At 39.1% G+C, this 22010-nt stretch carries 22 protein-coding genes; 2 read left to right on the top strand and 20 right to left on the bottom strand.

Features of this window, described 5'->3' with window-relative positions:
• Window positions 1-11: 11 nt before the first annotated feature.
• The 15 genes from pseI to F3059_RS10670 form a co-directional block, all read right to left on the bottom strand.
• A complete protein-coding gene (gene pseI, locus F3059_RS10740) occupies window positions 12-1052 on the bottom strand; it encodes a pseudaminic acid synthase (RefSeq protein WP_151169084.1) in 1041 nt (346 codons plus the stop codon).
• A complete protein-coding gene (locus tag F3059_RS10735; RefSeq protein ID WP_151169082.1) occupies window positions 1027-1614 on the bottom strand; it encodes a GNAT family N-acetyltransferase in 588 nt (195 codons plus the stop codon). The genes pseI and F3059_RS10735 overlap by 26 nt, the downstream gene beginning before the upstream one ends.
• Window positions 1611-2174 (bottom strand): GNAT family N-acetyltransferase, encoded by a 564-nt coding sequence (locus F3059_RS10730; protein ID WP_151169080.1) that lies wholly within the window; start codon window positions 2172-2174, stop codon window positions 1611-1613. The genes F3059_RS10735 and F3059_RS10730 overlap by 4 nt, the downstream gene beginning before the upstream one ends.
• The gene (gene pseF, locus F3059_RS10725; protein WP_151169078.1) at window positions 2171-2893 is read right to left on the bottom strand and encodes a pseudaminic acid cytidylyltransferase; all 723 of its coding nucleotides are present in this window, start codon (window positions 2891-2893) and stop codon (window positions 2171-2173) included. Before pseF ends, F3059_RS10730 begins: the two co-directional genes overlap by 4 nt.
• Window positions 2894-2902: 9 nt before the next feature.
• A complete protein-coding gene (pseC, locus tag F3059_RS10720) occupies window positions 2903-4207 on the bottom strand; it encodes a UDP-4-amino-4,6-dideoxy-N-acetyl-beta-L-altrosamine transaminase (protein ID WP_151169076.1) in 1305 nt (434 codons plus the stop codon).
• Window positions 4208-4215: 8 nt separating this feature from the next.
• Entirely contained in the window at window positions 4216-4566 is a 351-nt protein-coding gene (locus F3059_RS10715) for a four helix bundle protein (protein WP_151169074.1), read from the bottom strand.
• A gap of 96 nt (window positions 4567-4662) precedes the next feature.
• Window positions 4663-5676, bottom strand: a complete 1014-nt coding sequence (pseB, locus tag F3059_RS10710) for a UDP-N-acetylglucosamine 4,6-dehydratase (inverting) (RefSeq protein ID WP_151169071.1) — start codon at window positions 5674-5676, stop codon at window positions 4663-4665.
• 66 nt (window positions 5677-5742) lie between these two features.
• Window positions 5743-6552, bottom strand: coding sequence for a sulfotransferase domain-containing protein (locus F3059_RS10705; RefSeq protein ID WP_151169069.1), 810 nt, complete (start codon window positions 6550-6552; stop codon window positions 5743-5745).
• A complete protein-coding gene (locus tag F3059_RS10700) occupies window positions 6552-8009 on the bottom strand; it encodes a lipopolysaccharide biosynthesis protein (RefSeq protein WP_170265155.1) in 1458 nt (485 codons plus the stop codon). Before F3059_RS10700 ends, F3059_RS10705 begins: the two co-directional genes overlap by 1 nt.
• Window positions 8009-9034 (bottom strand): NAD-dependent epimerase/dehydratase family protein, encoded by a 1026-nt coding sequence (locus F3059_RS10695; RefSeq protein WP_151169065.1) that lies wholly within the window; start codon window positions 9032-9034, stop codon window positions 8009-8011. The genes F3059_RS10700 and F3059_RS10695 overlap by 1 nt, the downstream gene beginning before the upstream one ends.
• Before the next feature lie 557 nt (window positions 9035-9591).
• Complete coding sequence (locus F3059_RS10690) at window positions 9592-10578, bottom strand: SDR family oxidoreductase (RefSeq protein ID WP_151169063.1); 987 nt, start codon at window positions 10576-10578, stop codon at window positions 9592-9594.
• Window positions 10579-10668: 90 nt separating this feature from the next.
• A complete protein-coding gene (locus tag F3059_RS10685; RefSeq protein WP_151169061.1) occupies window positions 10669-11022 on the bottom strand; it encodes a four helix bundle protein in 354 nt (117 codons plus the stop codon).
• 384 nt (window positions 11023-11406) lie between these two features.
• Window positions 11407-12690: a nucleotide sugar dehydrogenase gene (locus F3059_RS10680; RefSeq protein WP_151169059.1), complete on the bottom strand. Its 1284-nt coding sequence runs from the start codon at window positions 12688-12690 to the stop codon at window positions 11407-11409.
• 353 nt (window positions 12691-13043) lie between these two features.
• A complete protein-coding gene (locus F3059_RS10675; protein WP_223274597.1) occupies window positions 13044-13448 on the bottom strand; it encodes a hypothetical protein in 405 nt (134 codons plus the stop codon).
• 1067 nt (window positions 13449-14515) lie between these two features.
• Window positions 14516-15019, bottom strand: a complete 504-nt coding sequence (locus F3059_RS10670; RefSeq protein ID WP_151169055.1) for a UpxY family transcription antiterminator — start codon at window positions 15017-15019, stop codon at window positions 14516-14518.
• Window positions 15020-15968: 949 nt separating this feature from the next.
• Between F3059_RS10670 and F3059_RS10665 the strand changes: the two genes are divergently transcribed.
• On the top strand, window positions 15969-17138 hold the full coding sequence (locus tag F3059_RS10665) for an ATP-binding protein (RefSeq protein ID WP_151169053.1): 1170 nt from the start codon (window positions 15969-15971) through the stop codon (window positions 17136-17138).
• Between the two features lie 294 nt (window positions 17139-17432).
• Here F3059_RS10665 and F3059_RS10660 read toward each other — a convergent pair whose 3' ends face one another.
• The 5 genes from F3059_RS10660 to F3059_RS10640 are packed head-to-tail and all read right to left on the bottom strand — an operon-like array spanning window position 17433 to window position 20324.
• Window positions 17433-17942 carry an AAA family ATPase gene (locus F3059_RS10660; protein WP_170265154.1) on the bottom strand — a complete coding sequence of 170 codons (510 nt, stop codon included), beginning with the start codon at window positions 17940-17942 and terminating at the stop codon, window positions 17433-17435.
• A gap of 11 nt (window positions 17943-17953) precedes the next feature.
• Entirely contained in the window at window positions 17954-18556 is a 603-nt protein-coding gene (gene pnuC, locus F3059_RS10655; protein WP_151169049.1) for a nicotinamide riboside transporter PnuC, read from the bottom strand.
• The gene (locus F3059_RS10650) at window positions 18549-18812 is read right to left on the bottom strand and encodes a YkoF family thiamine/hydroxymethylpyrimidine-binding protein (RefSeq protein ID WP_151169047.1); all 264 of its coding nucleotides are present in this window, start codon (window positions 18810-18812) and stop codon (window positions 18549-18551) included. The genes pnuC and F3059_RS10650 overlap by 8 nt, the downstream gene beginning before the upstream one ends.
• Window position 18813: 1 nt before the next feature.
• On the bottom strand, window positions 18814-19419 hold the full coding sequence (locus tag F3059_RS10645; protein WP_151169045.1) for a leucine-rich repeat domain-containing protein: 606 nt from the start codon (window positions 19417-19419) through the stop codon (window positions 18814-18816).
• Window positions 19392-20324: a bifunctional riboflavin kinase/FAD synthetase gene (locus F3059_RS10640; RefSeq protein WP_151169043.1), complete on the bottom strand. Its 933-nt coding sequence runs from the start codon at window positions 20322-20324 to the stop codon at window positions 19392-19394. Before F3059_RS10640 ends, F3059_RS10645 begins: the two co-directional genes overlap by 28 nt.
• Before the next feature lie 177 nt (window positions 20325-20501).
• Between F3059_RS10640 and atpD the strand changes: the two genes are divergently transcribed.
• Window positions 20502-22004 carry a F0F1 ATP synthase subunit beta gene (gene atpD / locus F3059_RS10635; protein WP_151169041.1) on the top strand — a complete coding sequence of 501 codons (1503 nt, stop codon included), beginning with the start codon at window positions 20502-20504 and terminating at the stop codon, window positions 22002-22004.
• The last annotated feature ends 6 nt before the right edge of the window (window positions 22005-22010 follow it).

The raw sequence follows: 22010 nt of genomic DNA, 5'->3' as shown, positions 1-22010 counted from the left end.
ATACATTTACTCTACGATTCGAAATCACTTTTATCAAGTGGTTTGCCGTAGTTTAAGTTTCTCACTGCTTTTTTCCCTAAAATGATATTATAATATTTAGGATGTAGCCCAAAACCTGGCCTTATACTCCGTACATTTTCTTCAGTTATTTCTTCATCCTTTTTAATATCCTTCACTGCATACAGTGAACGACTAAAGGCTCTGCCTGCTTTTTGTTTATCAGTTGGAGTGTAATCCACCCTCCCAACGGCTTTTTCAGCATCTCTCACAGCTTTCACCATTTCAGAAAACTCTTTTTCATCGAGAGAAAAAGAAGCATCTGGTCCTCCTACAGATTTATCGAGAATAAAATGCTTTTCGATAATTTTTGCTCCCAAAGAAGTAGCCACTACAGGAACTGTTGTACCCAATGTATGATCAGAAAGTCCAGGTATAACATTGTAACGTTCTTTAAAATCAGGGATCATTGCCATATTAGCTTCTTCGATGGGTGCAGGATAACTCGAAGTGCATTTTAACAGTCCGATATCATTATTTCCTGCTCGTTTACATGCATCGAGAGCTAATTCGATATCTTCTTTACCGGCAATGCCAGTTGAAAGAATAATAGGCTTACCTTTTGATGCAGTGTATTCAATCAATGGAATATCTGTAATCTCAAATGAAGCTATCTTGTAAGCTGGGGCTTTCAATTCTTCTAAAAAATCTACTGCTGTTTTGTCAAATGGCGAAGAAAAACAGATTAAACCTTCTTCATGGGCACAATCAAAGAGCTGTTTGTGCCACTCCCAGGGTGTATAAGCTTCTTTGTAAAGATCGTATAGTTTTCGTCCATCCCATATTGTCCCTTTAATCAAAAAATCTTCTTTGTTTGAATCAATAGTGATGGTATCAGCCGTGTATGTTTGTAATTTTATTGCATCTGCCCCTGCTCTTTTAGCTGCTCTAATTGTTTCAATTGCTGTTTCAAGACTTCCGTTATGATTAGCTGAAAGTTCAGCTATTATAAAAACAGAAGAGCCATTATCAATTTTCTCTGTACCAATTTTCATATTTTGCTTCTTCTATTTCTTGTTGTGTAAAATATTTAGGATTAAAAAAACCTACTAAAACTCGATCTTCATTTTCACCGTTTACCAAATATTGCCCCTTCAAAACCCCTTCAACTATCCAACCAGCACGAGTATAAGCTTTAATTGAAGCTATATTAGAAGCATACATACCTCCATAAAGTTTTCTTAAATCATAATTCTCAAATGCTATTTTTCCTCCTAATTTAATAGCTTCAGTACCTAAGCCTTTTCCTTCAACAGATGATTTATCTCCAATCAAAGCAACAAGATCAGACGTTTTATGTGCTAAGTTTATGGGGCCTAATTTCAAAGTTCCAATTGACTCATCATTTTGATTATTACAAATCAAAAAAGTAAACGTGTTACCTTTTTCCCTACCTTTATTAATACTCGTGATTAATTCTTTCTTCGTTATTTTCTTTTTTGAACTAGTATAAAACTTCATCAATGCAGGGTCCTCAAACCAAGAAAGAAGTCTTGAATCAATATCAGTGTCTGATATTTCCTTAATCTTTAATCGTTCAGAAACATACTCTTTCATATTTCTTTATTTATTTTTGAGTGAATGATGACATTGTGAAAATCATTTTTATTAATTGATACATGTTCTATTAATTCAGCTTCTTTTTTAAACTCATTTCTTTCAAAAATAGAATATAGGCTTGGACGAATATCAAATGCATAAGTATATATCTTATGGAGGTTGAGTTCTTCAAAAGCTACTTTTTCAATTAGCGATAAGTATTCAGACCAGTTTCTTTTAAAGTGCTCTTTCTCCAAACTAGTACCCATAATAAAAGAGATCTCAGCATTTTTGTCAATCCAATTTATGTGTACAAGACCGCCATAACCAATACACTCTTCATTCTTTAAAAACGAAAAAAGGATCTGATCAGGCTCTTGCTGTTCAAATAACTTACTTACTGTCTCTTCAAAATATTTATCCTGCCACTCTTTTGTCAATGGCTCTGACTGGCGCAAATGATAGAGCTGTTCATTACGCCATTTCATAATTTTATAGCGATCTTCATGCCGAATTGGAACGAGTTTGTATTCGCCTGATGCTATGACTTGCTGGTTAAGGCATTTATAGGCTCTCATGACTCTTGTTTCGAAAACATTTTTTGAAATTTTAACTCAGCCAACTCCCAATCCTCTATCGTATCTATATCTTGTACTTCCATGGAGTTTAGGACGACAGGTGCTGTCTTTTTTGGCACTAATGTATCTTGAATACTATCGGTTTTAATCCAATACCACTGCCCCGCATCATGATATAATGTTTCTAAATCTTGCGAGCGCCTTTTTTCATGTTTGGGCCACTGATAAGCGAGTTGTTCTGCTTCTATTTTAAAAGCCCTCCACACAGGAAAAGAGAATTCCGTCACTGGAATGGCAGCATTATTAGTATCTAAATGATCGTAGCCCTCTTTCAGCCTTGCGGCCGTTACAAAAGGCGCGGTTGGGTACAGGATGCAAATATTATCAAAAGCCATCGCCAGATCTTTGTACGAAGCTATTACCTCCTTCACTACGTCTAAAGTAGTGGCGTAATCATCTGCATTTTCTTTGCTGCGCATAAAAGGGACTTTTGCCCCATAGGCCTTCGCCACCTTAGCTATTTCCTCATCATCGGTAGAAATCATTACTTCTTCAAACAAATTGGACTTTAATGCCGCTTCAATGGAATAAGCAATAATGGGTTTGACCAAAAAGTCTTTAATGTTCTTTCGTGGAATTCGTTTACTGCCGCCACGAGCTGGTATGATGCACAGGTTTCCTCGCTGTTCGTTGTTCGCTATTCGCTGTTTACTCACCATACTAAAACCTTACACGTTTAAGAATTTATCGATAGCTTCAATAATGAAATCTTGTTCCCCCTCGCTTAGAGTTGGATACATTGGTAAACTAATACATCCAGAATAATAGTTTTCAGCATTAGGCATATCTCCATACTTCCAGCCTAGCTCCCTGTAATAAGGCATTAAATGACAAGGAATATAGTGTATTTGAGCGAAAATATTGTTTTCACGAAGATGGTTGTAGAGACCTAATCGATCCTCTACTTCGATGATGTATAGGTGATGAGCGTGTCCGATTTTCGTTTTTCGAAGTTCGAAGTTCGAAGTTCGAAGCTCGAATTGCGAATTACGATCTGTAATTTGTGGGAGGTTTTTAAATGCTTCATAATAGCAGGAAGCTATTTCATGACGATTTCGCAATCCTTCATCTGCTCGTTTAAGTTGAGAAAGTCCAAGGGCACAGTTTATATCAGAAATTCGATAATTATACCCGAGAGCTTGCATTTCCATATACCAACCCGGCCATTCGCTGTTCGATTTTCGGTTTTCGATATTCGAATCGCGAAGCTGCGAAGCTGCGAATTGCTTTTCATTTTGAAATTTGGCGCTGTCTTTTGTTATACCGTGAGTTCTTAATTCCAATAGCTTTTCATACAATTCTTTGTCATTGGTGGTGATCATCCCCCCTTCCCCTGATGCAATATGTTTTACGGGGTGAAAAGAAAAAATAGCGAGGTCTGCATAGCGTCCACTTCCGGCTCTGACTATTTCTCCTCCCTTATTCTCGAAAAAGCCTCCCGGTGCATGACAGGCATCTTCGATAATCCAACAGTCAAATTCATCCGCGAGTTGCCGAAAAGACTCCATATCCACACACCTGCCTGCGAAATCTACCGGAATAATCCCTACTATATCATCATCTGCCTCTAACTGTTTCCTTACTTCATCAATGTCGAGTAAATAGGTTTCAGGATTAATGTCAGCAAAAACAACCTCTCCTCCACAATATCTAACACAATTTGCCGAAGCGGCAAAGGTTATAGGAGTTGTAATGACTTTATCTCCGGGTTTAACCCCTAATACTATGCAATTTAAATGCAGTGCAGCTGTCCCATTCGATACAGCAACAGCATATTCAGATCCTACATATTCTGCAAATGCCTCCTCAAATTCCTTCACTTTAGGGCCCTGAGTAAGATAATCAGACCTGAGCACCTCAACTACTGCATCGATGTCATCTTGAGTGATGTTTTGTTTTCCATATGGTATGGCACTTGGCTGTTGGCTGTTGGCCTTTGGCTCTTGTTCCAAATAATTATTCCTTTTAGACATGATAATATCTACTTCAGTTTTGTGATAAAAGCGTTTAATTGCTTTTGAATGACACCTAATTCGTGTAGCAAAGATTCTTGGTTTTGCTTTTCGATTAAATTCAAGTCGGCCGATACTTCCAGTAAAGCTTCAACTTCAAAAGATGAACCAAGAGACATTGTTAAAAAATGCTTAAAATCTCTTTCAGTACTTCGGCCTGCACCTTCAGCGATATTCGCAACTATAGAGATTGAAGCTCTTCTTAGTTGATTAGTTAAACCATACTTTTCAGAATCGGGCAACTGCTCAGTTGTAGAGTAAATAAAAACTACAACCTTTTTAGCATTCTTATAAACGTCCCAATTTCTAAAATTTCTCATAATGACTAATCGCTTATAGCGCTTGGCAGTTGGCTAACAGCTAACAGCTAACAGCCAAAAGCCAATAGCTAATAGCTAATGACCAACAGCGAAAAGCTAAACGCGAAACTCCGAATCAACATGTTCCCTGATCAACTCTCTCAAACTCTCAACAGTCTCCCACTCTTCATTCTCACCAGAGTTGTAACGAAACCCTTCAGGAACTTTTTTGGCATTGTGAGCTTTTACAAATTCATCTACGCTCCACCTTGGGCTAGAAGGAATAATTGTGTAATACTTACCGAGATCATATGTGTAAAAAGAATCTGAAGAGGAAATCATTTCTTCATGCATTTTTTCACCGGGTCGAATACCAACAACCGGTTTCTCACACTTTGGACCAATTGCTTCTGCAACATCAGAAACTTTATAAGAAGGGATTTTGGGAATAAAGATTTCACCTCCCCACGCATATTCTAAAGCATGCATAACCATATCAACCCCTCCCTGTAAAGAGATATTGAAGCGCGTCATACCCGGATCAGTAATCGGTAACTTACCTTCTTTTCTCTTTTTAAGGAAAAAAGGGATAACAGACCCATTACTACCCATTACATTTCCATACCGAACTACTGAGAACTTGATAGGATTCCATCCTTTAATGTTATTGGCCGCAATAAATAACTTATCCGATGTCAGCTTGGTAGCTCCATAAAGATTTATTGGAGCACAAGCTTTATCAGTTGAAAGAGCAACCACTCGCTCAACATTTGTTTCGAGAGCTGCATGAATAACATTTTCAGCACCTCCTACATTTGTCTTGACACATTCATCAGGGTTGTATTCGGCTAAATGAACATGTTTCATTGCTGCTGCATGAATGACATAGTCTATGTCTTTTAAGGCTCGCTTCAATCTTTCCCTATCACGAACATCACCAAGTAAAAAACGTAACTGTGGATATTCATCTTTTGGGAAATCATGAGCCATCTGAAATTGCTTTTGCTCATCGCGTGAGTAAATTGCAATTTTTCTGACATCAGAATAATTCCTTGTGATATGCTTGACTAGGGCCGTGCCGAGAGAACCTGTGCCGCCTGTGATTAGAATTGATTTAGCTGATAAATCCATTAATGTCTAAATTTCTAAATAAAAAAATGATTTATTAATAAACAATATCTTTAACTATCTCAAAGATCAATTAGATATCGACTCTTTCAACAACTTCCAATCATTTTTATAGTGTTTTTGTATACTAACAACACTTCTTTCTTTTTTAGGCCTATAAATCTTTGGAAGGAGATACTGACAAAAAACTCTTGGATTCAATATTTTCCCAAAAAGATGAAACTTTAAACCTATACCAATTCTTTCTTTAAGAAAGGAATTCACTGCATTCAATTTTCTTAACACTGGTTCGTATAATAAAGGAACAGATGGATTCCCTTTTTTTCTTTTATCCCTATTAATTATTGAGTTATTTTCAAGTCCAAGAAAAGAGAAAAGGTCTTTCAACACATATTCTCTATCATTTTTAAAAGAATCATAGTCATAAATAAAAAGTTCCTCAATACTAAATGATTTCTTGAGATGTTTGACGTAGTTTGAAAAAATTAAATCATCGGGATTAACTAATGCCGTTCCTTTTAAGTTAAAAAAATCTTCAAACTTCAAAGTGCCGCCTTCATGTAAGTATTGCTTGTATGAACTCAACAAAAAAGAACTTGGCTCGCGAAAACAAACTATTATTTTAGCATTAGGTATTAACTTTTGAATATTTGAAAGAGCTTGTTTGAAGCTGTAATACATACCCCTTTTATCTCTTGGATGATAAACTGAACCTCCAAGACCTTCATTACTATATAACACACTTTTGTCATTGAAGTCTTGCTTAAAATCTCTAAAATCCCTTAAATAGATTAAGTTTAAAGATGGGAAAATTGTTTGTTGCAGGTAAGTCGTTCCCGTTTTCATCAAGCCTATATGAATATATACCTGATTGCTCATTATTTTTGTTTATTTGAATATAATAACCTTATGTTTTGTAATGCAAAATAATAGACTTTTTTATCTAATAATTTAACGGTAATTAAAAGTGTCATAATTAATAAAGTTAGAAGTATTCCAACTTTAAAATAAAAAAGAGATATAAAAGACTCAATCCCTATGCTCGCCAAATATCCGACACTATATGAAAGAAACAGAACAATCACCGCAGGCAACAATCCTTTTAACATTTTTGAAAAGCTGACCATCAAGCTTTTAGACATCAAATGAATTGAATATACAGACTTAATAAACATAGATACTACAAGATTAATTGCAACCCATTCTATTCCGAAAGCAATTCCTGTTCCAACAGCAATTAAATCTAATACCGCTCCAAAAAAAGAATAGTGGAACTCAAGTCTGGAATGCCCCTGTGAAAGACAGATATTGCTTCTTAAAAGTGTTAAAACATGAAAGAAAATTAACCAAATAAACACTTTGACCAATAAAACAATACCGACCCATTCTATACCAAACAATTTAACGACAATGTCTCGAGTGTAAACTTGAAGTAATATTAAAAATGGAGCAAGACCATAAATTATCAACTTAGTTATATTTAAATATATTCCGGATATTTTAGAACTATCACTTTTCATTTTTGAAAATGCACTGAATAAAACACCGGTAAAAACTAGACCGACTTTATGTACTGGTAAATAAAGTAAGTTAAAAGCCCGGGTATAAATACCCAAGTCACTTTTAGTTAAAAACTTCCCAATCAAAAGCTTATCTGTATTCTTACTAAAGTAATTCAATGATCGAGATCCAAAAAGGGGAATACCAAAACTCAAATGTTCTTTAAGCGTATCTTTTTTGAACATTAACTTAGGCTTAAAGTCACCTTTAAAACTAATTAGAACACTAAAAAGAGAAATATTAATAATGTTTTGACTAACTAGCGACCAAACTCCAAAGCCTTTATAAGCTAAATAAACAGCTATTATACCACTAATAGATACTGACAATGATCTGAATAATGAGATTTCTTTAAACCGCATATTCCGCCTTAAAACTGCAGAATTTACTGAACCAAAAACCCCAATTATGAAAGTTGCTGATAATACTTTAGCAATTTTGCTTACTTCTGGCTCCTCGTAAAAATCAGCTAAAAAACCTGATGAAAGAAATAATACTCCCGCAAGAATTATGCTAATAACAAGCATTACCCAAAAGATAACCTGTTGATCTCCATCTTTAATGTTTTTTTTTTGAATTAATGAGCTTGTGAGTCCAAAGTCTTGGAAAATATTTAAAAAGCTACTAAAAACTGTAACCATAGCTAACAACCCAAACTCCTTAGGGCTAAGAAACCTCATTAGTAAAACACCAATAATAAATGTCGCTCCCTGAGTAATAACTTGTTGTAATGCAGTCCATTTCAGACCTAAGAAAGTCTTTCTCTTAAGACTCACTATAGCGATATTTTACGCTTATACCATTCCACAAACTTCGCTACTCCCACTTCCATATCCTCTTTGGCCTTATACCCAATCCAGTCTTTCAGTTTTGAAGTTGATGCCCATGTCTGCTTTACATCCCCAGGCTGCATTGGCAAATTATTACGTTTGGCTTCTTTACCAATAGCCTTTTCAATAGCTTTGATAAATGCATCGAGTTGAACGGGCTCTCCTCTCCCTATGTTAAAGATGGAGTAAGGAATATCAGTTTCAGGTCGTTTTGGGATTAGCTTAAAGACGCCCTCTACAATATCATCGATATAAGTAAAATCCCTGCTCAGGTCTCCATTATTATAGACATCGATCGGTTCATTGTTCATAATCCTATCTGTAAACTTAAAAATCGCCATGTCTGGACGTCCATAAGGCCCATAAACAGTAAAAAATCGCAACCCGGTCACATGAAGTCCGTGAACACAAGCATAACTGTGAGCCATAGCCTCATTCGCTTTTTTGGTTGCAGCGTATAAGCTGACCTGTTGTTCGGTTTGATCAGATTCCTCAAACGGAACTTTTTTATTCATCCCATAAACTGATGAGCTACTGGCATAAATCAAATGCTTTACATCATTTTTCTGACAACCCTCTAGAATATCCATAAAGCCTTTAACATTGGCATCAATATAGGCATGAGGGTTTTCTATCGAATAGCGAACACCAGCCTGAGCAGCCAGATGCACAACATAATCGAACTGCTCTTTTTCAAAAAGCTCTTCCAATAAATGAGCATCTGCTAAATCGAGCTGCATAAAGCGTATCCCACTATTACCGGATAACATTTTATTATACTCAATCCTGTTTGTAGCAATACCCTGCTCTCGTAAACGAGCCAATTTGAGATCCACACTGTAATAGGTATTGAGATTATCAATCCCCACAACATCATAACCTTCTTTAGCTAATCGTATTGCAGTATGCATACCAATAAAGCCAGCGGAGCCAGTTACCAATACTTTATGATACTTTATAGATGAGTCCATTATTCTAATGATTACTATCCTTCCCTTACCTCGTGAAATAATATTTCAAGCGATTTCTTAAAAATATCTTCCCATAATGGGTCTTTAAATACTTTTCGCGTTGAAGAGCATCTTCTTGGGACATACATGCTTCAAAATATATCAACACCAAACTATCCAACTTCCAAACCTCCAAATCTTAGAGATTCTTAATCTGACCAAAAGTCAGATTCTAGAAGCTCTTAGACCCTCGTGAAGGAACCGGTCCCTTAACACCTTAAGCACTCAATAATCCGTAAATATCTTTAGAATTCTCCTCCTCAACCTCAACTCTTAGTGAATCTTGCTCTTTGACACCGTCAAAGACTAGATGAACTTAGACCCTCGTGACGCAAGGAACGGGGCCCTTCGCACCTCAACCATCAAGCAATCCCAAAACATCATTAGAACGCTCTCAACCTTAACCTTAACCTTGACCTCGTACTCTCCCACTCTCTCGGCCTTGACCTTGACCTCATCCTACAACAACCCCCAATTCAACACTCATCATTCATCACTCATAATTCATCATTCAACACTCACAACCCCGCTTCCTCAGCCTTCTTAATCTCCTCCTCATACCAACGATAAACCTTCTCAAGCCCTTCCTTAAACCTTACTTCCGGCTTGTACTCCAACAAATACTCGATCTTCGAAATATCAGCCCTACTGTGCTTCACATCCCCCGGCCTTTCCGGCCCGTAGTGAACGGGGACTTCATTTCCTGATATCTCACTGAGCATCTGAACCATCTCATTCAATGTAACCTGATCCCCACAGGCAGTATTATAAACCTGGTTTAGAGCATGCTTATTTGTAGTAAACAAGGCTCGGTCATTAGCCTGAATGGCATTTGCCACGTATGTAAAATCTCTGCTTGTCTCCCCGTCTCCGTTGATCGTAATTCCTTTTCCTTCGATAAAAGCCTTACAAAAAATAGGGATGACAGCTGCATATGGGTTATCCGGATTTTGTCTCGGGCCGTAAATATTAAAATACCGCAGTCCGATCCAGTTCAAGCCATAAGTTTTGCCAAATACATCGGCATATTGCTCAGCAGTAACTTTGCTAACAGCATATGGCGAGAGTGGCTTACCGATATTCGCTTCAACTTTGGGTAGTTCTTTACTATCTCCATAAGTACTACTTGAAAACGCACAAACTACACGCTCTACATCTGCTTTCAATGCCGCGTGCAGAATATTAACCGTCCCGCCAACATTTACTTCATTCGTATTCATCGGGTTTTCAATACTCCGCGGCACACTCCCCAAAGCAGCCTGATGACTCACCTTGTCGATACCCTTCATCACCTTTTCGCAGAGCTGATAATCTGTTATAGATCCCTCCACAAACTCAAACTTTGGATGATCCAAAAACTCCTCAACATTCTCGTAATACCCGTTTGAGAGATCATCGATCACCCGCACAAGCCCAATCCGATCATCATCGAGAAAATGTTCAACGAGGTTGGAACCTACAAAGCCGGCTCCTCCTGTTATCAATAAACTTATTTGCTTACTCATTATATTAAAGTACTTATAAAATAAAGAAGGTGAAGGCTTAGGTAAAGGTGAAGAAACAATAAATAAGCCTCACACGAAAATCATTCCAGCTTATCTTAGAGATTTCATGATCATATTCAACTGCCTTTTTAGATCATCGTATTCATCAATTACTCTATTACCAAACTTCTCATTAAAATAGCCAATCTCGACACCATAGAGAAGATGACTTTGAATTTCAAAAGTTGAGCCTCTTGAAATAGTATAAAAATAGATTTTATCTTTACTATTCTTTCTGCCAAATCCCTCAGCTATGTTAGCTGAAACACTGGTTGAAGAACGTCTAATTTGAGAAGTTAGAGCATAATCTTCTTTTTTGGGCAAGTCCTTAGTTAATCGAAAAACCTCTAAGGATAGCTTATGACCTAACTTCCACACTTCCACATCCATAAATGACTCTACCATAAGTGATATTTTGATGAGAAATAAAGTTTTAATGTATTCATAAATGCACCTTCACCTCAACCTCAACCTTGACCTCAACACTAGATGAACTTAGATCTACTGACACTATCGGTCAGCACTAAAAGCTCGACCTGCAAGGGTCGGGACCCCTTAACACCTTAACCATCAAGCAATCCCAATACATTATTAGAACTTCCCTCCTCAACCTTCACCTCCTCCTCAACTCTTAGTAAATCTTAGCCTTTGGCACTAGCCAAAGCTTAGATGAACTTAGACCCTCGTGACGCAAGGAACGGGCCCCTTAAAAACTTATGCCCTCAATAATGCCAAAATATCATTAGAACTTCTCTCCTCCTCAACCTTCACCTCAAACTCCAAACTCACCTACAACCTCTTATCAACCCTACTCTTATCCAACACCCCCTTCACATCATACACAACAGCTTCACCATCCTTATACAAATCAAAATCCATCTCGATAAACTCCCTGTGCGCTACAGCCAAAACAATCGATTTATAACGATCCTTCTGCAACTGGTTCTGATCAGTAATAATATCTATGCCATACTCCTCCTTCACCTCTTTAGGATCAGCCCACGGATCATAAACATCAACTTTACAGCCGTATTCCTCTAATTCATGATAAATATCGATCACCTTCGTATTGCGGATATCAGGACAATTCTCCTTAAACGTAACCCCCAGCAACAATACCGGAGCTTTCCCAACTCTGCGACCTTTTTGATTCATCAACTTCACAACCTCACCGGCAACATACTCGCCCATGCCGTCATTGAGTCGCCTACCGGCCAGAATAATCTCAGGATGATAACCCACTTCCTGCGCCTTTTGTGCCAGGTAATACGGATCAACACCAATACAATGACCGCCAACCAGGCCGGGTCTGAACGGTAAAAAGTTCCACTTCGTAGAAGCAGCCTCAATCACATCATTCGTATCAATGTCCATCAGACCAAAAATCTTACTCAACTCATTGACAAACGCAATATTGATATCGCGCTGTGAGTTTTCAATAACCTTCGCAGCCTCAGCCACTTTAATGGTCGGAGCCAAATGCGTACCCGCAGTGATCACCTCCTTATACAAGTCGTCAATTTCTTTCGCAACCTCCGGTGTAGAACCCGATGTCACCTTTTTGATCAGAGCCACCGTATGCTCCTTATCACCCGGATTAATACGCTCAGGTGAATACCCTACATAAAAATCCTCATTGAACTTGAGTCCGCTCACACGTTCCAATACAGGCACACAATCCTCTTCCGTTGCACCCGGATAAACGGTAGACTCATAAACAACGATATCACCTTTTTTCAGAACCTGCCCCACACTTTCACTCGCTTTGATGAGCGGAGTAAGGACAGGTCGGTTATATCTATCAGTTGGAGTAGGAACAGTAATCACAAAGAAATTACAATCAGCAATATCATCCAGCTTGTCAGATATCTGCAATCCTTTATCAGTAGGTTTATCGGTCAGAACCGATTGCAGGTTATCGTCTTCGACCTCCAGCGTAGAGTCGTGACCCGAGTTGAGTTCCTTAACGCGATCAGCATCAATATCAAAGCCCACAGCAGGAAACTTTTTCGCGAATTCAACCGCCAGTGGTAAACCCACATAACCCAAACCAATCGTTGCAATTTTTTTCATAAAAAAACTTTTAAAGCCCATACGGGCCATTCAACTATATCATTTATTTAAATCTTAGTGAATCTTGTTCTTTGACCACAGTCAAAAACTAGATGAACTTAGACCCTCGTAACGCCAGGAACGGGGTCTTAGACATTATACTTGACACAAGTCAAGGCTTAGATGAACTTAGATCCAAGACTTGCTACTGGACTTGTCCTCTTCCGCTCTCACTCTCATTCTCACTATCTCGTTTTGAGCTCCGCGAAAAACATATTTCCTATTTCGTTCTTGAGCTCGCGAAAGAACATATCTCTTCTCCCGCTCTCATTCTCTGAATTCATAATTCAACATTCATCACTAATAACTCAACCTCACCCATTAAAAACCAAAAGCCCACCTTCCTTCTCAATCTCCATTCGGGCAGACTCATGCTCTTCAATTGAATAAATCGCAAATCTAATTTTACGATCGATTAATTTTTCAGCTTTCTCCACAAGCTCAGTGAGGTAAACCCGATTGATATCATCACCAACCAGTATGAGGTCTATAATATTCGTATCAATTCCTTTTGCAAGATCGCCCGTGAGATAAACAAACTTCAACCCACCGAGTCGCTTAACAACATGTTCAACGAGAGCATCAATTCCGAGATGCTTTCTGACAAGACCATTAATATTACTGAATAAAGGGTGGCGTTCATTTGCCTTGAACACTTTCCTATTCCCATTCATAGTTGAATTGAGAAGATCAGCCTCCTCAAACTTATTCAGCTCCAAGCGAATAGAATTCGTACTCTCTCCAAACTCCGATTCAAGCGAGCGCAAATAAGCACTGCTCTTCGGATTCAAAAAAAACTTAACCAGTAACTTAACTCTGGTCTTCGATGTAATTAAAGTATCTAGCAACGAGTAAAAATATTAGCAAAATGTATATTGTAGGTTTAGTTGGTTTAATGTTTAATCAGGTTTAACGATCATACCATCATCTTGAGACGAGAATCAACTCAGAACTAACCACTCTTATAAAACTACGAACTTATCCTGCCTCGGAAACTGACGTGTAGAATTTCAGAAAAGGACCAAGGTCAAGGTTAAGTGAGATCATGTGGTAGCGATTGTCTTTTAGCAGTAACGCTGCGTCCGCAGCGAAATCGCAGTGATCGCTGCGTTAAAAGCCACATAACTTAATCCCTCTTAACTTCTTAATGGTTAAATTACGTGAGCGCCAGCGAACCCGCTGCGTTCTCCGCGTTTTCAGCAGAGCTAACATCAAACCATCTCCGCGTGCGCTGCGTAACCTCTTTTTTAAACATTAAACGTCACCCACAGCTCCGCCTCCTCACTCCCACAGAAGCAAGTCGGAAAACTGAAAACCAACAAGTTGAAAGCATAGAAATCCACGGATAAATCCGCAGAAATCAATTTCGACCCAAATTTCACACATCAAGCATAAAAACGCAAGCAATTAGTGCAAAAAAACTACTCAATTTAACAAAAAAACCCATTATTGCTTATACTAACGGTCAGAACCACAAGCGTTCTAGCCTGATTGACTGGTTGGCTGGTTGGCTGGTTGGCTGGTTGGCTGGTTGGCTAACCAAACTCCTAAGCCTTCCAACTCCAAATCTTAGAGATTCTTATTCTGACCAAAAGTCAGAATTTAGAAGCTCTTAAATCCTCGACCCGCAAAGGTCGGGACCCTTAACGCCCCTTAACTTCTTAATGGTTTAAAAGACGTGAGCCCCAGCGAACTCGCTGCGAGCGCTGCGTTACCCCACTTTAAACACTAATCTCAAAAAACCCAACTCAACATTCATAATTCAACATTCATCATTCACCCCCCATCACAAACTCTCAACCCCAACACTAACCTTCACAACAGTCCCCAGACTCTCCAACTGCAACACGACCTCATTTCCATTTTGATAGAGATACCTACCCGTTTGACCAGCAAACGCTCCGGATTTCACCTCAACCTCATCGTACTTCTCAAAATCGAGTTTGACATTCTCGGTCGGAATTTCCCTCAAGAATTTCTTCATCGCATCGATCTCCTCCTGCTTTACCACAGCCGGCTTTCCGAGCCAATACAAATACCGCACAACTCCGGGGACTTCAAAAACCCCTTCTCGCAAATGCTCTTCGATAAAAACAAAAACATAAGATCTCAACAACGGCTCTTCTACTTTCTTTTTGCGGTCGCTCCACTGTTTGACAGTCTTAACGAGCGGACAATAGATTTCAAACCCCATATCCGTGAGCCGTTCAGCAACCTTTTTCTCGTTTCTGGATTTCGTGTAAATGACGAACCATTGAGGTCCTTTAGACTTTTTTTTGAGTGCAGGCATGATTGAATCAATCAACTTAATTCGAGTAACAAATTTACTCAAACTATTAAACAATCACAAAATCAATTACCTGATTGACTACACAAACATAACCATCAGCACAAATAACCAATACACTTAAATATATAAAATTGTCATATCGACTTCTAACAATTCAATTTGAGCTGTTGATTGGCAAATAGCTGATAAGCTACCCTCTTCAAATCACAAAGAAACCTGAAAATTCACAGCTGATAAAAGCACTTATTAACCCTCCGTGAGCTTTGTGTCTACTTCGCGACCTCCGCGACACCAGCAGAAATAACATCAAATCTTAGTGAATCTTGCTCTTTGACCACGTCAAAGACTAGATGAACTTAGATCTACTGACGCTATCGGTAAACACTCAAAGCTCGTGACGCAAGGAACGGGATCTTAGACATTATACTTAACACAGCCAAAGCTTAGATGAACTCAGATCTACTGACGCTATCGGTCAGCACTAAAAGCTCGACCCGCAGGGTCGGGACCCTTAGCGACTTAAGTAATCAAATAAGTCAAAATATCATTAGAACTCTCCTCCTCAACCTCAGCCTCAACCTTGACCTTGACCTAGACCTTGGCTTCGACCTATTAACTCTCTATACCTCGACTCCGCCTTTGACTGTGCTCAGTGCACCGCTCGGCAGCAGGGTATTCAGATTTAATCAAACCTTAATGCCCCTTAACCTCTTAATGGTTTATAAAGAAACAGTGAGCGCCAGCGAACTCGTTGCGAACGCTGCGTTATTCAGCAGAACTAACATAAAAAAATCTTCGCGACCGCTGCGATACAAACCTCAAACCTCCCAACTCCAAACCCTTAACAACTTAACCACCAAGCAAACCTAAAATATAAATAGAACGCCCTCGATCTAATTTAACCTCAATGATCATGTAAATTTAGAAATATAATTTCTATTTTTACATCATGGTAGTTCGTAAATATCAAAAGCAAGTACTCGAAATTGCCGAACAATTCCCTGTTATAGGAATTTTAGGCCCGCGACAAGTAGGGAAGACAACGCTCGCAAAACAAATAATGAAATCTGACTTCAAGAATTGTATCTACCTTGATCTTGAAAAGCCATCAGATTATGAAAAACTTTCTGATCCTGAATGGTACTTCGCATCACACCGTGATAAATGCATTATCATTGATGAAATACAAACAAAGCCAGACCTCTTCAAAATATTGAGATCTGAAGTGGATGAACATAAAACCCCTGCTAGATTTATTATATTAGGATCAGCTAGTCCTGATATCGTGAGAGAAAGTTCTGAAAGTCTTGCAGGTCGAGTAAGCTATATCCACATGTACCCCTTCTCAATTGATGAAATCGATGAAATTGATTTACGAAAACTTCACTTCCTTGGCGGATTCCCCGATAGCATTCTGGCTCTTACCGAGAAAAGAGCAAAAAACCGGCTCGAAAACTTCATAAAAACCTACATAGAAAGGGATCTGCCACTTTTGGGAATGCCTACTTCTCCCATTATGACTCGAAGATTATGGGAAATGTTAGCCTGGCAAAACGGAAATCTACTGAATCTTTCTGCAATAGGAAACTCACTCGGAATCACCTACCATACAGTTAAAAACTACATGGACTTCATCGAAGGTTCGTTCATGATTCAAACCCTACGCCCTTTTTCATCTAACAAGAAAAAATCACTGGTCAAATCCCCTAAAATCTACATTACGGATACGGGAATCTTACACAGATTACTAAAAATACCTGATTATGACAGCTTACTGGGAATGCCTGTAGCCGGAGCATCATTTGAAGCATTCATTCTACAACAGCTTACAGCTAACAAACCTGAAAATACTGAACTGTTCTTTTACCGCACGCGAGGAGGCACAGAAATAGATTTCGTGATCACTAGAGCTGGAAAACCTATTGCATCAGTAGAAGTGAAATTTTCAACAGCTCCTAAAATCACAAAAGGTTTTAGAAATGGAATTAAAGGACTTGACACAACAAAAAATTTTATTGTAACACCACAGTCAGAACCCTACATGAAAAGTGAAAACATAATGGTGTGCGGTATTTCACATTTCATACAACAAGAACTCCCAAATCTTAGTGAATCTTAGTCCTTGACGAAAGTCAAGACTTAGATGAACTTAGACCTACTGACGCTATCGGTCAGTTCTAAAAGCTCGTGACGCAACGACCGGGGGCACCATTAGAACTCTACTCCTCAACCTTAGCCTCAGCCTTGACCTTGACCTCGGCCTTAGCTGTTTGCAATTGGCCGTTGGCTGGAACAAACATCCCAACCTCCCAACTCCAAACCCACGTATACCAAAAGCATAGATCAAGCATAGTTAGAGTATAGATAGTGTATTGTTTTAACAGAATTTTAACGTTTCAAGAATGCTGCAAAATCAGCACTTCAAAGAATTTAACGCAGAAGAAAATCGATCCAGCCCACTACCAGAAATCAAAGTATAGTCGATATTTCGCTCTTGAAAAAAGGAGACATACCGGTTAAAAATGATTCTTCGTTCATCCAGTGAAGGTGCTTCACGGAGTGGGTCGTGCTCCCAGGGAAGATCTATATTCATCAGTAAGACTTTGTCAAACCTGTATTCATCAGCAGCTCGTTCAATCTCATTAGAAACAACCCCGTACTTATGCTTACTCCAAATATAAATCACCTCCGGACCGGTATCGCAAAAGAGACATTCATTTTGTCCCTTCTCGGCCTGCTGAATCCAATCCAACTGCCCACGAAGAATATGGTCGAGATCTGACCGTGAATAGCCCGGTCCATTTTTATTTAAATAAGTTCGTGCATACTCTTCAACCCAATCACTATCAAAGTGCTGAGCCAGTTGACGGGCAAGTTTAGATTTACCCGTAGCCTCCGGACCTGTAATTAATACTTTCTTCAAGATTCCCCCTTTTAATTTGAATCCTGGTTGTGATAATCTCTCAGCCACTTGAAATAGCCGAAAACAACCATTATTGTATAGGCCAAAAATAGTAAAGCAGTTAAATAAAGCTCCTTGCTCCAGTACATGTAAACACCAACTCCATCAACTACAATCCAATACAGCCAGTTTTCTAAATATTTTCGGGTTACCATGTAAGTGACCACAATAGCTCCAACAGTGGTAAAAGAATCGACAAACGGCATTGAAGCATCAGTATTGAAATGTAAAAAGCTTCCCAGCCCCAGAGCTCCCAAAACAATCAATCCGGAAAATAAAAAATGCTGCTTTATATCGAGCTTCTCGATGGCTTTCTCCGCCTTATTTCTTCCGCCAAACTTCCACACATAGAATCCATAAGCTGTTGTTCCGAGATAATAAAACTGTAAACCAGTCTCTGCCCACAGTTTAGCATTGGACAAAATGTACATGTACAAAACAACTGATAACAGCGACCAAAACCAGCACCAGATGTTCTCAAATGCAGCTAAAACCAGGTACAAAACACCTGATAAAACCGCAATAAGCTCGATCCAGGGCATCTCCTGGTAAGAAGACTTGATCGCCTCAATCATCCCATTTTGTTTTCTCTGCGGGATTATTCAGAACTTTCATCACAAAAGTTGCTTTGACACCACCTTCGTAACTGTTTTTAATCGATTCGTTTACACAACTCATCACCTCATCGTATTCACCAATTATTCGCGTACTGCTTGGGTTGGTTGACACTTTCACCTCAGGATAAGTCCTTATTTTTTCCAGGAAAACATCAATTGGCGGAATATAATCATCAGTCAATGGATACATAGATATTTCTACAACAGCTTTCATATTAATCACAGTTACAGGTTGTTGAAAATTTTAATTCAATATTATTGGGCAACATAGCTCTTATCGCTCCCTGCTCAGCCTCGGTATGGCGAATATGTCGCAGATCAACAGTTTTCAGCGAACTTAAACTTTTAAACGATCCGGGTACTTCAACTATATTATTGCTCCACAAACTCAAAATCTCGAGCTTCTGCAATTCACCCATTGATTCTGGCAGAGTAGCTATTTCATTATCACCGAGTCTCAGTTCTTTGAGGTTATTCAATTGAGCAATTTCAGGAGAAACGTATACCAATTTATTAAACTCAAGACTGAGCTTTTCGAGAGACTTCAACTTTGATATTTCAGCCGGAATCGAATCAATCCTGTTGCGATCTAAATTGAGTGAGATCAGATTTTTAAATTGAAAAACCTCTGCTGGAAAAGACTCGTATCGGTTCCATTTGAGCTTTAAGTGAAACACTTCATCCGGGTTTTCAGAAGCCTTTTCAATCGATTTATAAACTTTACTGGAATCAACTTGTGCATTGAGCTCATGGTCAGAGCCCCAAAAAGCTAGCATGGTCAGAACCAGCAAAACTATTGTGCTCCGAGTGCTTCCTGACATGCTTCCTTGTCTTGTTTCAATTGTTCCGCGAGCTCTTCGCCCGAACTGAATTTTTTCTCGTTTCTAATGCGCTGTATAAACTCTACCGTAATTTCCTCACCGTAGATATAGCGGTCAAAATCGAAAATATTAACCTCTACAGACTTTTCGTGAGACTCGCTAACAGTTGGTCGAACGCCAATATTGAGCATTCCACTAAATTGTTCCCCACCAACTTTCACCTTAACGGCATAAACACCATTAGCCGGAATCAATTTTATCGATTCTTCAATATCGATATTCGCAGTAGGATAGCCGAGTGATCTGCCCAGCATTTCACCTTTAACTACTTTTCCGCTTAATGGATAAGAATAACTCAAAAAAGTGTTAGCCGTTTGCACATCACCTTCTTCCAGGGCCTTCCTGATCTTCGTTGAACTCACATTCACCTCATCTATATCGAGCGCAGAGATTTCCTCAACATCAAAACCATAGACAGGACCAAATTCTTTGAGGTGCTCAAAACTGCCCTCACGGTTCCGACCGAAATGATGGTCATAACCGATTACGAGTTTCTTCGTCCCGATCTTATTCACCAAAATATCTCGAACAAACTCCACCGAAGATGTACGTGAAAACTCTTTTGTGAAAGGATGAATAATCAAATTATCGATACCTGCCTTTTCGAGCAAGTCTATTTTTTCATCTAAAGTATTGAGCATTTTAATCTGTGACTCGGGCTGTAGGACAGATCTGGGATGCGGGTAAAAAGTGAGCAAAACAGACTCTCCATCCACATTTTCAGCAACTTGCCCAAGCCGATTGAGAATTTTCCTGTGCCCTATGTGAACTCCATCAAAAGTTCCGGTTGTAACTACCGCATTATCAACCTTCTCAAACTCATCAATACCTCTGTATACTTTCACCTGACTCAATAAAATTTTGATGCAAATTTGTTAAAAAAGTACAGTATGATCGCCTTTTGTGAAAATTGCTCTTTAAAAAGTGATAAAGTTATTCACAAAGGAAAATTAATTCATAGAATATTCTACTTTTGCACCCGAATTTAACTAAAGGCATAAGTAATTAAACTCAGCTCAGAAATGTCTGAAATGAAAGGTAAAGTTAGTCAGGTAATTGGTGCGGTAATCGATGTCCGTTTCGATAATAAAACAGGTATCCCGGATATCCTCGATGCACTCGAAGTGACTAAACCAAACGGTGAAGTTGTTGTACTCGAAGTTCAACAACACATTGGTGAAGATACAGTCAGAACCATTGCGATGGATTCCTCAGAAGGTATTCAGCGAAATATGGATGTTATTGCTACAGGCAAGCCAATCTCAATGCCAACAGGAGACGCAGTAAACGGTCGCTTGTTCAACGTGATTGGAAACAACATCGATGGTTTGGAACAGGTATCGAGAGAGAACAGCCGTTCTATCCACCAGGAAGCTCCAAGATTTGAAGATCTATCAGTATCTTCTGAAATCCTATTTACCGGTATTAAGGTGATCGACCTCATCGAGCCTTATTCAAAAGGTGGTAAAATTGGTTTGTTTGGTGGTGCCGGTGTTGGTAAAACAGTATTGATTCAGGAACTCATCAACAACATTGCAAAAGGATACGATGGATTTAGTGTTTTTGCCGGTGTTGGAGAGCGTACTCGTGAGGGAAATGACCTTCTTCGAGAAATGCTTGAATCAGGCATTATCACTTACGGTGATGATTTCATGAAGTCTATGGAAGAAGGCGGATGGGATCTCAGCAAGGTTGATAAAGATAAACTCAAAGAATCTCGCGCTTCATTTGTATTCGGTCAGATGAACGAACCTCCAGGAGCACGTGCACGTGTTGCCCTTTCAGGTCTTTCATTAGCTGAATATTTCCGTGATGGTAGTGGTGATGGCGGTGGAAAAGATATCCTTTTCTTTATCGATAACATCTTCCGCTTTACCCAAGCAGGTTCTGAGGTATCAGCACTTCTAGGTCGTATGCCATCAGCGGTAGGTTACCAACCAACACTCGCTACTGAGATGGGTGAAATGCAAGAGCGTATTACTTCAACGAAAAGTGGATCGATCACATCTGTACAGGCGGTTTACGTACCTGCGGATGACTTGACAGACCCCGCTCCTGCAACAACATTTGCTCACCTCGATGCAACAACAGTACTTTCGAGAAAAATTGCTGAGCTCGGTATTTACCCAGCTGTTGATCCGTTGGATTCAACTTCCAGAATTCTTTCTCCAGACATTGTAGGTGATGAACACTACAAATGTGCTCAGGATGTAAAAGAGATTCTTCAGCGATACAAAGAACTTCAGGATATTATTGCAATCCTAGGTATGGATGAACTTTCAGAGGAAGACAAACTCGTTGTTCACCGCGCAAGACGCGTTCAACGTTTCCTTTCTCAGCCGTTCCACGTAGCGGAGCAGTTTACCGGCCTCAAAGGAGTTTTGGTTCCGATCGAAGATACAATCAAAGGTTTCAACATGATCATTGACGGTGAACTCGATAAATACCCTGAGGCTGCATTCAACCTCAAAGGTGATATCGATGATGTAATCGAAGCCGGTGAAAAAATGTTAGCTGAAGCTTAATTTAAA

Origin of the sequence: Salibacter halophilus (genome assembly GCF_008806325.1) — a bacterium.
Taxonomy (GTDB): domain Bacteria; phylum Bacteroidota; class Bacteroidia; order Flavobacteriales_G; family Salibacteraceae; genus Salibacter; species Salibacter halophilus.
The sequence above is the reverse complement of the archived record's forward strand: the minus strand, read 5'-3'. Positions and strand labels throughout refer to the sequence as shown.